The following is a 12,700-nucleotide window of genomic DNA, read 5'->3' as shown; positions in this document are numbered from 1 at the left end:
TTCTTTCGACCGGGTCTCGACCCAGCAGGAGCTCCATGGACCGCCCAAGTATCTACAGTGAAAAAGCTGAACACTTCTTCAAACAATATCGACAGCTGGAATTTGCGGATGTCCATGGTAGCTGGCTTCATCTGATTGAGGACAATCCAGAAGGACAGGCAAAATACGCGCTCGATGTTGGCGCAGGAAGTGGTCGTGACGCCTCAGCGCTGGCCCAACTTGGTTGGAAAGTGATCGCCATTGAGCCAGCAGTCGGTCTTCGTGACCTCGGCAAGTCTGCTACCGCCCAGCAAGATATCGCATGGCTGGATGATGAACTTCCCCTTTTACCGGTTACCACCGATTTTTTGAAAGCTATAGGCCACCCGATTCAACTCATCCTAGCTTCTGCAGTTTGGATGCACTTGGATCACTTATCTCAGCGGAAAGCACTCACACGGCTTTCTCGCCTGCTTACTTCGGGGGGACTTATCGTTATTACCCTCCGTCATGGGCCAAGTCACGATGAGCGCATTTTCTATGAAACCGATAGCATCTCTCTCAAAGCAATGGCCGAGAGTGAAGGGCTTGAAACAATTTGTCATATCACAGAAAGCGATAAATTGCTTCGTGCAGCCGTAGGGTGGGAGACCCTTGTCCTGCGTAAAAAATTGTCCAACATTGCTTAAGGGGAAAGTACGATGGAGAGTGCGTTGATCTCAGAGTGGACCAAGCTCCCCTACTCAGCTCAAATAGCGTTTATCTTTCTGATAGGTGGACCTATTGTAGTAAAGCTTGCTGGAAGCAACTTCGACTTCTACGAAATCTACGTGCGCAGGCGATATCTGAACCGAATCGCCGAGCTCGCTGAGAAAATTTCTCAAGGCGATCTCCAGTTACAATTTATTGATCTTCTCCGAGACAACGAAATATTCCGGCTAGTTTCAGGCCTGCGTACCTCACCCGTCAAAGCCAACGCACTTATGCTTCTTTACACATCTGGGTGCTACTCCATAAAAGACTTACGCTTACTCGCTTATTATGTGGACGGCTATTCAGACCACACCCTCTCAGTCGAAGTTAAGCTGCGGGACAAGTGGTTTGCCGGGTATTCCCTAGCTTCAGCGATTTTTATTTTTGTTATAGGGGTCATCTGGGCGTTCGGAATTCTTCTCGCACCCACGTCGCTGCTGAGCATACTTCTGGCTGTTTCTGGACTCAGCCTCTGCGTAGTTGTAGCTGGTTACCTGCTAAAAGACTTTAAAGCGTTTCGAATGGCAACACGGCTAAAAAAAGCCTTGGCTGAGGCTAACTATGTCACTAAAGACGGGAAGCCCTGCAGCCTCGTGCTCGGCAACGCAAATTAAGACACTCTGCGAGCATCCGTGCAAAACCTTCGTCAACAGTTCACCTAACCGTTTGCACAGATGACAAGCTTCAGCGCAGTGCCGTATCCTGGGAAACGATCGTTTTTCGCAAGAAGGGGTAGCGTGTGCCGCTAGTTGAGATGTTCGGGCTGAGTCGGCGCAGCTTGTGAAGAGCGAACCGAAGCCAGACGAGTACACTGGCCAGCTCATCACGGGCGGCCCCACAGATCACATTCTCCCCTGGCTTTGCAATGCCATCAATCGTGCCGTTAGAGTCGATATGGCAGTGGCCTTCATTCAGCGCGCTGGCCTGGAACTCCTTCGGGACGATCTCCAAAGCGTCCTCACCCGCGACAATGTGCAGGTTCGCATTCTCACCAGCGATTACTTTGGCATCACTGATCCTCAGGCGCTACGCGAGCTGATGCTCCTGCAGCAATCCGGTGCTGAGGTCAAAGTCTACGAGTGCGCCCCTGGCACGAGCTTTCACCTGAAGACTTACCTTTTCGTTCATCAGCTCGGGCAAGGCGGCAGCAATGTTGGTCTCGTCGGCGAGGCCTTTATCGGCTCCAGCAATATCAGCCGGCAAGCGCTCAAAGATGGCCTGGAGTGGAACTATCGTATCTGCTATCCCGGTGATGATGGCTTTCTGGCGACTCAGCACCAGTTCAATCAGCTATTCGCTCATCCGCGTGCCGTATCCCTCACGCATCGTCGGATCGATGAGTATGAACTGCGTAGGCGACCACCCGCCACGTCTGTCGCGCCAGGTAGTCATGAGATCGTGCAGCCGCCAACGCCGACATCGGTGCAAGTGGAGGCTCTGGCGGCGCTCGATGAGTCACGCCTTCATGGCTATCGTCGTGGTCTGGTCGTCTTGGCGACGGGTTTGGGTAAGACCTGGCTTGCGGCCTTCGATGTGAAAGCCTCTCAGGCCAAACGCGTGCTGTTCGTCGCGCACCGGGAAGAGATTCTGCATCAGGCGGCGGCGACATTTGTGTGCATCGGCGAAGGCCTGCGGGTTGGCTTCTACAAGGGGCAGCAACGGGATGTCGACGTCGATGTGCTGTGTGCGTCCATACAAACCATTGGTCGCTCGGCGCATCTCGAACAGTTCGCGACGACGCACTTCGACTACATCGTGGTGGATGAGTTTCACCATGCGGCCGCGCCGAGCTAACACCAACCCAGCACCGTCTGCTGAATCACTTCACGCCACGCTTCCTGCTGGGGCTGACTGCGACACCCGACCGGACGGATCAGTCTGACATCCTGTCGCTGTGTGATGACAACCTGGTCTTCGAGTGCAATCTGTTTCGCGGCATTCACGAGAACCTGCTGGCGCCTTTTCGCTACCACGGCATTTATGACGAGAGCGTCGACTACACGGAGATCCCCTGGCGCTCTGGCAAGTTCGACCCCCACCTACTCTCCGTGAAGCTGGCTACGCTCGGCCGTGCTCGTCATGCACTGCGAATCTGGCGCTCAGAGGGCCAGCGCCGCACCCTCGCCTTCTGCGTCTCCAAGGCTCACGCCGAGTTCATGGCCGAGCAGTTCAACAAATCTGGCGTGAGGGCTGCTGCGGTGTATACAGGCTCTGCGCTGTCTCGTGGCAAGGCGCTAGAAGACCTCGAGAGCAATCAGCTTCAGGTCATCTTCTCGGTCGATCTCTTCAACGAGGGCGTGGATCTACCAGCCATCGACACCATCATGATGCTGCGTCCCACCGAGTCCAAGATTCTGTTTCTGCAGCAGTTCAGTCGTGGCCTTCGCAAGGCAGAGCCGGAGAAGACGCATGTGGTGGTGCTGGACTTCATTGGTAACCACCATAGCTTTCTGCACAAGCCGCAGGCTTTGATCGGCCAGACGATGAACTATCGTGGGCTGGCTGAGTTTGCGGTTAAAGCCGAAATCTTTACTGAAAACGCGCCCGCCGGACCCGTCTTCGACTAAGACCCCACCTGCAACCATCTGATCGAACAGCATACCGTCTCCCCTATGTGGAGATAACCAGGTCAATGATTTGGAGCCCTCAAGCGCAGCTTACCTAAAGGACTGATAAGCCTTATACACTCCGGGCGCGAATTGATACTGCCCGACGACTCCCGAAGTCGACCCCATCCGGAGTTCCTGCAATGGCATCGAAAGAACGTGCTGCACACTGAGCTCTTGTAATGGATGCCCCTACCATCGGATCGGTCGCAGCCGATGAGTGACGATTTTTGAGCCGAAGCTCCAGGTTCCGAGAACTACTTCACAGTCCCGGCTCATCTCGATTGAGCCACCACGCTGGACCTCTTATCTTCTAAAAAAGCCCCTCGATAAAGAAAGGACTCTCTTGAAAACAATAAATAAAATCAAAGCTGTCGGCTTGCTTGCAGCCTCACTAGCATGCTCACAGAGTTATGCTGTTCCAGTAACATTGAATTTTTCAGGCGCGCTTACCGTCGGTGACGCCACCCTTTTCGGTTACGAGTCGACTGCGTACAGGCCTCTCGTAAGCGGCACAATCTCACTCAATTACAGCTTGGCGGGGACACCAAAACAGACCGGCACTCAAACGTCATATCCAACCGGATGGGGCGTAAGCTGGATCGACGTGATCTTCGACTATCCTCTCCCTTTCGAGAGTACGGCACCCTCAGCCTCCGACCCCAGATCCTTCGATAAGCTGTCGTTCAACACCTACTCGAGACAAAATTCGCTCGTATTCTCCGATAATCGCTCCGGCAAGGAAGATCAGATAGGTGCGACTTGCTATGCAAGTTACCTAAAACCAAGCAATGATTGGTGCTTCAATACGCGGATTGAAGCAAAGCTCGCACCTGGCAGCGTGAACGCAAATGCAATCGCGACAGGAGAGAGTTTACTGAACGACGGCGCCTATCTGTTGTCTGGTAGCAAATTGGTGATGTTAGCCTCGTATGCAGATGCTAACGGCACTATAAAGTCTTATAACATTCAGGTTGCGCTGCAGTCTCTGGATGAAGCTGGGCTAGCAGACGATGTCACCCCGGTTCCACTGCCTGCAGCAGCATGGCTATTTTTGTCGGGGATTGCCGGTTATGCGGGTGTGAGCTTCAGACGAAGCCGCAGCCACAACAGTGCGGCTACGCAGGCGATGTCTATCTGAGTAAACGAACAAGAAGACCGGCATGTATCGTTAATTATCGCGCCGGACGATAATTATCGTAAATCGATGGCGCCAAGCCAGACACATTTCGTCACCCACACTTGCAAACAATAACTCCATGACGATGCGTCCACAGTGGTTGTTTGCTGACCACTCCGGCAGTACCCTGCGCGCACTTTCAAGCCATCTTCCGGACCCCAGCACGAATGACCAAGCAGTCCCTTGTTACCTCTTTCGATCTCACCCTGTACGCCGCCCTCGTTTGCATATCGATATTTGGGCTGTTCACCAGCAACAATGCCTCCGAGATGGTGTTGCGTACTGTTCTCTGAGACATAGCCAGGATCTCCCCCAGACGACGTGACCGTGGCTGAGCGTCTGTCTCCCTCCAAACCGATAAGCGCTTGGCCTCCCGCCCTATCTCCTGGTAAATAAATACCGATCTGAATTGACTCCGTGGATCTCGACGCATTACCTTACAAATAGTTCATGTGTCTCGCGCCTAGTAGAGCTGACAACTTGCTTTCTCCCTGCTGACGTCGCGTCACCAATAGGAGGACAGAACTTGATCAAATTCAAGCTGAATAAGAAAGCAGTTGAAGTCGACGTGCCGGACGATACGCCGCTGCTCTGGGTGTTGCGAGACGAACTTGGCCTGACTGGCACAAAGTTTGGCTGCGGCATTGCGCAGTGCGGCGCTTGCACCGTTCACGTCAACGGCCAGGCGCGTAGATCCTGTGTCACGCCCATCTCTACACTCGATGGTTCTGAAGTCACAACCATCGAAGGTCTCCCCGCCTCCGCCGGTCTGGGCGAGGGTGAACTCCATCCGGTTCAAACGGCCTGGATAGAGGCACAGGCGCCACAATGCGGCTACTGCCAGTCCGGCCAGATCATGCAGGCGGTCGCGTTACTCGCCGAAAGTCCAGAGCCTACAGACGAAGAAATCACTGCGGGCATGGCCGGCAATCTGTGTCGCTGCATGGCATACATCCGGATCCGCAAAGCGATCAAGCTCGCCTCTGCATCCCAGACCGGAGGGGGCAACTCATGACCCAGGACTCGAATTTCTTGATGACTCGCCGTTGGTTTCTCGCCCTGGCAGGGGCTGGTGTGACCACTGGTCTTATGGGCGGCGGCCTGGCTTTCGGACAAGTCCCCGTTGGACGATCCATGGGTGAAGGGTTTCAGCCGACGGTGTGGTATGCAATTGGGCCCGATGGCAAGATCACCATGCATATCCACATGGCCGAGATGGGACAGCACGTTGGTACGGCGCTGTCCCGGGTCATCGCCGAGGAACTGGAGGCCGACTGGGACGACGTCGAATTCGTTCATGTCGATACCGACCCGAAGTGGGGCTATATGGTCACTGGTGGATCGTGGTCGGTCAATCACAATTTCTTCGCTTTCAGCCGAGCTGGCGCAGCTGGGCGCATGGCTCTCATCGATGCAGGCGCGCGCGAAATGGGCGTGCCTGCTGCTGAATGCATGGCGCGTGCGAGCAAGGTGATCCACGGGGAGCAGTCGATCAGTTACGGCGAGCTTGTCGCCCGCGGCGCCGTCAACCGAGAGTTTACCGATGATGAGCTCAAGGCGATCAAACTCAAACCCGCGTCTGAGCGGCGACTGTTAAACCGGGACACCGTGGCTCGCGATGTCCCTGCGAAAGTCGATGGCAGCGCGATCTACGGCATCGATCGAACCGTCAAAGGCATGGTGTATGCCCGGCCGGTGATGCCGCCGGTCCGCTTTGGTAGCAAGGTCAAGAACTGGGACGACTCCGCCGCGAAGAAGATCCCAGGCTACATACAGACCGTTGAGCTAAAGGACCCTACAGACACCTGTCAGGGCTGGCTGGTCGTAGTCGCCAAAAGCTGGACCGCGGCTTCGAAAGCTGTTGATGCGCTCAAGGTCACCTGGGAAGGTGGCTCGGGCAGAAATATGAGCGAGGCCGACCTGCTTGCCGAGGGCGAACGTTTGGTCAACGACAAAGCCGCCGGGGCGCTGTTCATGCTCGAGGGCGAGCCTGACGCGGTGCTCGATGCTGCCGAGAAGGTGCACGAAGGGATCTACCAGACCCACACTGTGCTGCACATGCAGCTCGAGCCAGGTAACGCCCTGGTGTGGCAGGATGGTGAGACCTGGCGCGTGCACGCGGGGAATCAATGGCAGTCCCTAACGCTACCTCTTGTGGCCAAGGCGCTGGAGATCGACCAGGCGAATCTCGTGTTCGAGACGTCTTATCTGGGTGGCGGATTCGGGCGACGTTTGTTCTGTGATTTTGTGGTCCCTGCCGCACTCACAGCAAAAGCCATTGGCCGCCCGGTCAAGATGGTCATGGCTCGCCCAGATGACACACGGTTCGACTGCCCCCGCTCGCCAACCGTACACAAAGTCAGATCAGTGACTGATAAAAACGGCGCCCTGCAGGCCTACGATCACGCTTGTGCTTCAGGCTGGGCCACTGCACCGATTGCACCTGCCTTTCTTGCTGACGGCGTCAAAGGCGGCAAGATCGATCCATTCTCGATCAGCGGCGCGGATCACTGGTATACCGCCGAGTCGATGCGTGTTCGCGCTGTCAAAAACGAGAAGGTGCATGAAACCTTCTTGCCAGGCAACCTGCGGTCGGTGGCACCGGGTTTCACGTTATGGGCTGTTGAAACCCATATTGACGAGATCGCCAACAAGCTTGGACAGGACCCGGCGGCTTTCCGCCGTTCCCTGCTGAATGCCACGGGCCGCAACGCCGGTGAAGCACCACACGCTGTGGGCGGTGCTGCGCGTCTGCGCGAGGTGCTCGACCGTGTGGTGAAGAAGTCGGGATGGGCCGAGCGGAAAAATCTTCCTGAGGGCACGGGGATGGGTATCTCTCTCACCGCTGGTCAGGAGCGCGGCATGCCCACCTGGATAGCGACCGTCGCGCAAGTGCGTGTGGACCGTAGCACGGGCGAGATCACCTTGCAGCATATCTGGGCGAGTATAGATGCGGGCACCCTGGCGCATCCGGACGGCGCGCTTGCCCAGGCAGAGGGCGCCATCCTATGGGGCGCCTCAATGGCCATTCACGAAGGTACCGAGATTGAAAATGGCCTGCCTCGTGATCGGAATCTTGATACCTACACGCCGATGCGGATGCATCAGGTTCCCGAACTCGATATCGAATTCGTAGCAAACGATCACATGCCTGTGGGCCTTGGCGAGCCGGGCGTCATCGGTGTGGCGCCGGCCATTGGCAACGCGATTTTCCATGCAACGGGGGCCCGCTTACGGACCATTCCTATGCGTCCGCAAGATATCCTTAAAGCATTGGAGGCCTGAAATGCGCATGACAAGCCTGATATTCTCGGCAATCGTTCTCGCTACACCCGCTACGGCAGAAGACTTGCGGGGGCCCGATGAGTTCAAGGACATCGAAGATCAGTCTGAGCGCTCGCAAGCCCTCTTCAATGAAATGGCGAAGGTCATCACCCACCCCCGCTGCATGAACTGCCATCCCGTTGAAAACCTTCCGATGCAAGGCGATGACATGCGGCCACACAATCCGCCAGTCGTGCGTTGGAACGAGGCTGGTTTTGGTCCTCCAGGCCTGCACTGTACTTCTTGCCACGGTGCTGAGAACGCTGAATTTGTCGGCGGTGAAGGGAGCATTCCTGGGCATACGCCCTGGCACCTGCCGCCCGTCAGCATGGGCTGGATCGGTCTGAGCGTCGCTGAGATCTGCGCCCAGTTGAAGGATCCAGAGCGCAACGGCAACCGGACGCTTGCCGAGCTTGCTGATCACAATGCCAACGATGGTCTTGTTGGCTGGGGATGGAAGCCGGGAAAAGGCCGCACCCCAGCGCCCGGTACGCAGAAAATGTTCGGCGAACTGACCAAAAGCTGGATCGAAACGGGCGCGGCCTGTCCCGAGTGACGGTCGAGCTCTGTAACAACTTTTCTTTTGTAGTGCCGTGGCCGAAAGCGTTAGACTCAAATCAGCGTCTGGTTGTTCGCGAGGCTTGGCTATGAAGACTGTGACACGTACGCTGATGGCAGTCTGCTTACTCTGTATGAGTATTGCTGTTTCAGCGGAACCCCTCCGTGTTTTTACCGCCCATTTTCCGCCATATACCTACACCAGCAACAAGCAAGTGACCGGACTTGCGACCATCATCGTCAAGGCCGCTCTGGCCGACGCTGAAATAGCCACTCGCAGATTTGAGGTGATGCCTTGGGCTCGCGCTTATTCCATGGCTTCGAATGGCAAGAATGCCCTGATCTATTCGATAGCACGGACCCCTGAGCGGGAAAAACTGTTCCGCTGGGTCGGTCCTATCGCGCCGTATGAAGTCAGTCTCTACAAGCTGCGCTGCCGCGCGGACATCAGCCTGCGCACGCTCGTGGACGCCAGAGCATATGAAGTGGGCGGTGAGTTTCTCGACGTCAAGCAGGCCTATCTGCTAGCACAGGGCTTCGTCGACGGGCTCAACCTCGAACTCGTCTCGACGCCCGAACTCAACATCCGCAAGCTCTTCGCAGGTCGCATCGATCTCTTGCCTATGAGCAAGACCACGATTCCTTACTGGCTCCCAGAAGAAGGCTTCAGCCCTGAGGCGCTCGAAGAGGCACTGCCAATTGCGGAGCTTTCCAAACCGCTCTACATCGCATTAACGCGGGATGTGCCGGAATCGACCGTCGTGAAACTGCAGACAGCGCTTGATAACCTGCGCGCCAGAGGCTTTGTCAGCAGTGTTGAGGCAGCCTTTCCGTATTGATTGATTAGTGTCCCCATCACGGCTAGCGCATGGCCATGCTCGACCATGGCTTTGGCAATCTGGACCGTTTCCACCTGTTCGGGCCCACGGTCTACAAGGTCGCCGAGGAAAATAAGCTTGCGCTCAGGGTGCTGCCAGACGCCGTCGATGTTCTGGTAGTCCATCTTTGCGAGGAGCGCTTTCAGCTCTGAAGCATAGCCATGGATGTCGCCGATGATGTCGTACATGTGTTTTCCTCGTTTGTATCAGTCGTCGTCCAGCCCATAGACCAGGCTTGCCCGGTGGAAAAATGCATCTATCACCGGCAGCGAGGCTTCCATGTGATCGAAGCGGTGACTGCCGCCGGGGAACGAAACGACTTCAAATCGCGGCTTGCAGAGAGACGTTGTCTGAGCTGAATCAAGCACCTCATCGCCTGCATCCAGAAGAATCAGTCCACAGCCTTCAAGGCGAAACGGCGAATAGCTAAGCACTGCGGATGCTTCCAGATCATAAGGCCTACCCTGATGATCCACACCTTTGCCGACGTGACGCATCAACGTTCGTGATGGCTCAATGGCTGGATTGATCGCGACGAACGGCAGGCCAGCGCGAGATCCGGCCACATTGGCCAGCCACCCGCCCATGGAGGTGCCAACCAGGAGATCGATATCGTGTTCGAGCAGGGCTGCAATGCATCGCTCTACCAATGTCTCTGCGGGTTGCGTGAAGTCGAAATTGATCCCGTGAACCGGACCGAGCTCGCTGAGGCACTGTATCTTTGGCTTGACGGGATTGAACGCGCTGGCAAAGCCGTGGCAGTAGAAAATGTTCAATATAAACGCTCCATGCTGTCGGGGCTAAGGGTCTCGGTATACTCCGGTATCTTGATTTGGATACCGTATCTGTTTTTGGATACTGCGGTATACCGCTGCGCGCCGCCGCAGATAACTGTCCATGCATACAGTATTCCATGCTATCATTCGGCCCGAGCGCTAATTGATATACGAGCCTGCAAGGAGGCAGCTTTGAACACGAAACTAATCCGCAACAGCACCGCTGAGTTTTTGATCTTCACCGGCCAATCCGGCGAACAGACGATCGAAGCCCGCTACGAAGACGACTCGATCTGGCTCACGCAGAAGCTGATGGCGGAGCTATTCGGTGTCAGCACTCCGACCGTCAACGAACACTTGAAAAAGATCTTTCAGGCTGGCGAATTGGCGGATCATTCAGTTATTCGGAAATTCCTAATAACTGCAGCCGAGCTGGTAAAGCTACGCGCGGATAGCAGCAAGCCGAACATGGGGCTCACCAGTTGGGCCAATGGCCCTGAAGGCAAAATTCTCAAGACCGATGTAGCGACCGCCAAAAACTACTTGAGCCAGGATGAGCTGAGTTCGCTAGGCAGAATAGTAAACGCTTATCTCGAATTGGCAGAAGATCGCGCAAAGCGCAGAATTCCCATGACCATGGAGGATTGGGCGAAGCGTCTGGACGCGTTTCTACAATTCGATGAGCGAGAGATCCTGCAAGATAGCGGAAATATCAGCGCAAGGCTGGCTCGCCAGCACGCCGAGAGTGAATTTGAGAAATACCGTATCGTGCAGGATCGCCTCTTTGAGAGTGACTTCGACAAACTCGTCAAAGACATCGATAGCAAGCCGACTGATTAACAGTATTCTGTTTCCAGCTGCGACCTGCCAGACTGACGCGATAGTCAGCTGCCTGGAACAATCAGTATGTATAACGACAAAGTCATCTGGATTACTGGTGCCTCCTCCGGCATAGGCAAATCACTGGCGCTCGAGTTTGCGCGGCAAGGCGCGACCGTGATTCTCTCGGCTCGCAGGGCTGATGCACTAGCGGAAGTGAAGGCGGCTTGCGACAGTGTTTCCGGTGGTCGTGGCGCGAGCATCGTGTTGCCGATGGATCTGACCGATGAAGCCTCGTTGCCGAAGTGCGTCACCGACGCCGTTGCGGCAGCTGGTAGGATCGACACGCTCATCAACAATGCCGGCATCTCCCAGCGCTCTAGCTGCGTGAACACCGATATGGCGACCTACCGCAAGCTCTTCGAAGTCGACGTGTTCGGTCAGATCGCACTCACCAAAGCCGTCCTGCCGCAGATGATCGCTCAGGGCGGTGGTCACCTTGTTATCACAGCTTCCGTAGCTGGCAAGATCGGCGCCCCATTCCGCACCGGGTATTGCGCGGCGAAGCATGCCGTCGTCGGATTTTTTGATGCGCTGCGCACAGAGGTTGATCAGCACAACATTCAGGTCAGCACGATTCTGCCCGGTTTCATCCGCACGGAGCTTTCGGAAAACGCCGTGACCGGAGACGGCTCTGCGTTCGGCAAGACTGACAGCAATATTGCGGCAGGCATGGACCCCGACGAATGCGCCCGCGTCATCGTCAAGGGTCTGAGCAAGGGAAAGCCGGAGATCGCCGTGGGTAGCGGTGTCGAAATGCACGGGCTCTGGATCAAACGCTTCTTCCCGAGCGTGCTGTTCAAGCTGATGAACAAACAGTACGCCCGGTCAGCGAAGGAAGATGGTTTCGTTTAGCGTCTGACAGAGTGTCAGCGACTCAGGCCATCCCGTACCCGAAGAGCCTATTTCGCAGCCTTTTTATCAGCTTCGTACTTGGCGAAAATTTCCTGCATCGTCAAGCCATTCAACTGGCTCAGCGAGTACAGGTAAGCCTTCTGGAAGAGCTCTTCCGAATGTTGGCCGTTGTAGGTATAAACAGGCCCGTCGGTGGCGACGAACTCACCCATACCGTAGGCGATCAAGATTTTCTGCAATCGCTGACCATCTGCCTTGGAAGCGATTTTGCCGATTGCATACAGCGATTTCATGTGGCTGTCGTTCGTGGACGCATCGAACTTAGGTTCTGCGGCGAGCACTGAGGCGCTTATCAGGAGAGAAAAAAGTATTGCGGCTATTCGAATCATTCTTAGCATCCTTGCTATTAAGTGAGGGCGCAATTCTAGCAGTGAGATGAGCGGAAACGCCAGAAAAATGATCATTTATTGATCGACGATGCAGCACAGGGGGCACCCCATATGTTACTTGTCGGTATCAGCGAGTTAACAGCCGACCTACTCAGATGTCACGAAAGAGCGAATCAGGGTGAGCAGATTACCGTCACTACCAAAGGCAGAGTATTGGTTACCATCGCTGCGCCTGTGGACAGAAAATTGATGGCACAACAACGTTTGAGAGAGCTCGCTGAGACCGCCACGATCGACCTATTTGACCGAATGATGGTGGCGCAAGCCATCACTGACCTCATCAATGTCTTTTTTGGCCTGAAGCGATAGCCAATCACGCTGTATATGTTCGTGTGCCTTTAGTATGGAAAAGGCTTCGATGGCAAAGATAGTAATAAGCGCTTCAACCTTTCTAGGTTCACACCAATGGCATCGCCACTTTATCCCGCTTTATCAACGTCCATGATAATTTATCACTCACAGT

17 protein-coding genes are annotated in these 12,700 nt (G+C 55.3%); 13 read left to right on the top strand and 4 right to left on the bottom strand.

The genetic code is table 11. From position 1 onward, the window contains the following. Window positions 1-35 precede the first annotated feature (35 nt). The 3 genes from ACH3PB_RS19430 (at window position 36) to ACH3PB_RS19420 (ending at window position 2,526) form a co-directional block, all read left to right on the top strand. Entirely contained in the window at window positions 36-668 is a 633-nt protein-coding gene (locus tag ACH3PB_RS19430; protein WP_416397142.1) for a class I SAM-dependent methyltransferase, read from the top strand. A gap of 12 nt (window positions 669-680) precedes the next feature. After that, on the top strand, window positions 681-1,346 hold the full coding sequence (locus tag ACH3PB_RS19425) for a hypothetical protein (protein WP_416397141.1): 666 nt from the start codon (window positions 681-683) through the stop codon (window positions 1,344-1,346). A gap of 166 nt (window positions 1,347-1,512) precedes the next feature. Continuing rightward, window positions 1,513-2,526, top strand: a complete 1,014-nt coding sequence (locus tag ACH3PB_RS19420) for a DEAD/DEAH box helicase family protein (RefSeq protein ID WP_416397140.1) — start codon at window positions 1,513-1,515, stop codon at window positions 2,524-2,526. On the opposite strand, the gene ACH3PB_RS19415 is transcribed toward ACH3PB_RS19420, so the two are convergent. Further along, entirely contained in the window at window positions 2,523-2,771 is a 249-nt protein-coding gene (locus tag ACH3PB_RS19415; protein WP_416397139.1) for a hypothetical protein, read from the bottom strand. The genes ACH3PB_RS19420 and ACH3PB_RS19415 overlap by 4 nt on opposite strands. 9 nt (window positions 2,772-2,780) lie before the next feature. Between ACH3PB_RS19415 and ACH3PB_RS19410 the strand changes: the two genes are divergently transcribed. The 7 genes from ACH3PB_RS19410 to ACH3PB_RS19380 all read left to right on the top strand — a co-directional run bounded on the left by ACH3PB_RS19410 (window position 2,781) and on the right by ACH3PB_RS19380 (window position 9,239). Beyond that, a complete protein-coding gene (locus ACH3PB_RS19410) occupies window positions 2,781-3,299 on the top strand; it encodes a helicase-related protein (protein ID WP_416397138.1) in 519 nt (172 codons plus the stop codon). A gap of 385 nt (window positions 3,300-3,684) precedes the next feature. Beyond that, complete coding sequence (locus ACH3PB_RS19405) at window positions 3,685-4,479, top strand: VPLPA-CTERM sorting domain-containing protein (RefSeq protein ID WP_416397137.1); 795 nt, start codon at window positions 3,685-3,687, stop codon at window positions 4,477-4,479. A 206-nt stretch (window positions 4,480-4,685) separates the two neighbouring features. Next, window positions 4,686-4,811, top strand: coding sequence for a hypothetical protein (locus ACH3PB_RS19400; RefSeq protein ID WP_416397136.1), 126 nt, complete (start codon window positions 4,686-4,688; stop codon window positions 4,809-4,811). A gap of 233 nt (window positions 4,812-5,044) precedes the next feature. Then, window positions 5,045-5,533: a (2Fe-2S)-binding protein gene (locus ACH3PB_RS19395; protein ID WP_416397135.1), complete on the top strand. Its 489-nt coding sequence runs from the start codon at window positions 5,045-5,047 to the stop codon at window positions 5,531-5,533. A 20-nt stretch (window positions 5,534-5,553) separates the two neighbouring features. After that, window positions 5,554-7,803 carry a molybdopterin cofactor-binding domain-containing protein gene (locus ACH3PB_RS19390; RefSeq protein ID WP_416397134.1) on the top strand — a complete coding sequence of 750 codons (2,250 nt, stop codon included), beginning with the start codon at window positions 5,554-5,556 and terminating at the stop codon, window positions 7,801-7,803. Between the two features lies 1 nt (window position 7,804). Next, window positions 7,805-8,398: a hypothetical protein gene (locus ACH3PB_RS19385; RefSeq protein ID WP_416397133.1), complete on the top strand. Its 594-nt coding sequence runs from the start codon at window positions 7,805-7,807 to the stop codon at window positions 8,396-8,398. Between the two features lie 136 nt (window positions 8,399-8,534). Continuing rightward, the gene (locus ACH3PB_RS19380) at window positions 8,535-9,239 is read left to right on the top strand and encodes a substrate-binding periplasmic protein (protein WP_416397132.1); all 705 of its coding nucleotides are present in this window, start codon (window positions 8,535-8,537) and stop codon (window positions 9,237-9,239) included. Here ACH3PB_RS19380 and ACH3PB_RS19375 read toward each other — a convergent pair. Further along, the gene (locus ACH3PB_RS19375) at window positions 9,122-9,403 is read right to left on the bottom strand and encodes a hypothetical protein (protein WP_416399486.1); all 282 of its coding nucleotides are present in this window, start codon (window positions 9,401-9,403) and stop codon (window positions 9,122-9,124) included. The two genes, ACH3PB_RS19380 and ACH3PB_RS19375, sit on opposite strands and share 118 nt — an antisense overlap. Window positions 9,404-9,484: 81 nt before the next feature. Next, window positions 9,485-10,054, bottom strand: a complete 570-nt coding sequence (locus ACH3PB_RS19370) for a YqiA/YcfP family alpha/beta fold hydrolase (RefSeq protein ID WP_416397131.1) — start codon at window positions 10,052-10,054, stop codon at window positions 9,485-9,487. A gap of 192 nt (window positions 10,055-10,246) precedes the next feature. Here ACH3PB_RS19370 and rhuM point away from each other — a divergent pair, with 192 nt between their 5' ends. Both rhuM and ACH3PB_RS19360 read left to right on the top strand, forming a co-directional pair. Further along, a complete protein-coding gene (gene rhuM, locus ACH3PB_RS19365; RefSeq protein ID WP_416397130.1) occupies window positions 10,247-10,894 on the top strand; it encodes a RhuM family protein in 648 nt (215 codons plus the stop codon). Between the two features lie 66 nt (window positions 10,895-10,960). Continuing rightward, window positions 10,961-11,788, top strand: a complete 828-nt coding sequence (locus ACH3PB_RS19360) for an SDR family oxidoreductase (protein ID WP_416397129.1) — start codon at window positions 10,961-10,963, stop codon at window positions 11,786-11,788. 47 nt (window positions 11,789-11,835) lie between these two features. On the opposite strand, the gene ACH3PB_RS19355 is transcribed toward ACH3PB_RS19360, so the two are convergent. Further along, window positions 11,836-12,252: a hypothetical protein gene (locus tag ACH3PB_RS19355; RefSeq protein WP_416397128.1), complete on the bottom strand. Its 417-nt coding sequence runs from the start codon at window positions 12,250-12,252 to the stop codon at window positions 11,836-11,838. Window positions 12,253-12,255: 3 nt separating this feature from the next. Here ACH3PB_RS19355 and ACH3PB_RS19350 point away from each other — a divergent pair, with 3 nt between their 5' ends. Further along, a complete protein-coding gene (locus ACH3PB_RS19350) occupies window positions 12,256-12,546 on the top strand; it encodes a hypothetical protein (RefSeq protein WP_416397127.1) in 291 nt (96 codons plus the stop codon). The last annotated feature ends 154 nt before the right edge of the window (window positions 12,547-12,700 follow it).

The sequence above is a fragment of the Allohahella sp. A8 genome, assembly GCF_047946665.1.
In the GTDB taxonomy this organism is placed as follows: Bacteria; Pseudomonadota; Gammaproteobacteria; order Pseudomonadales; family Oleiphilaceae; genus Allohahella.
This window is presented reverse-complemented; position numbering and strand designations above follow the sequence as displayed.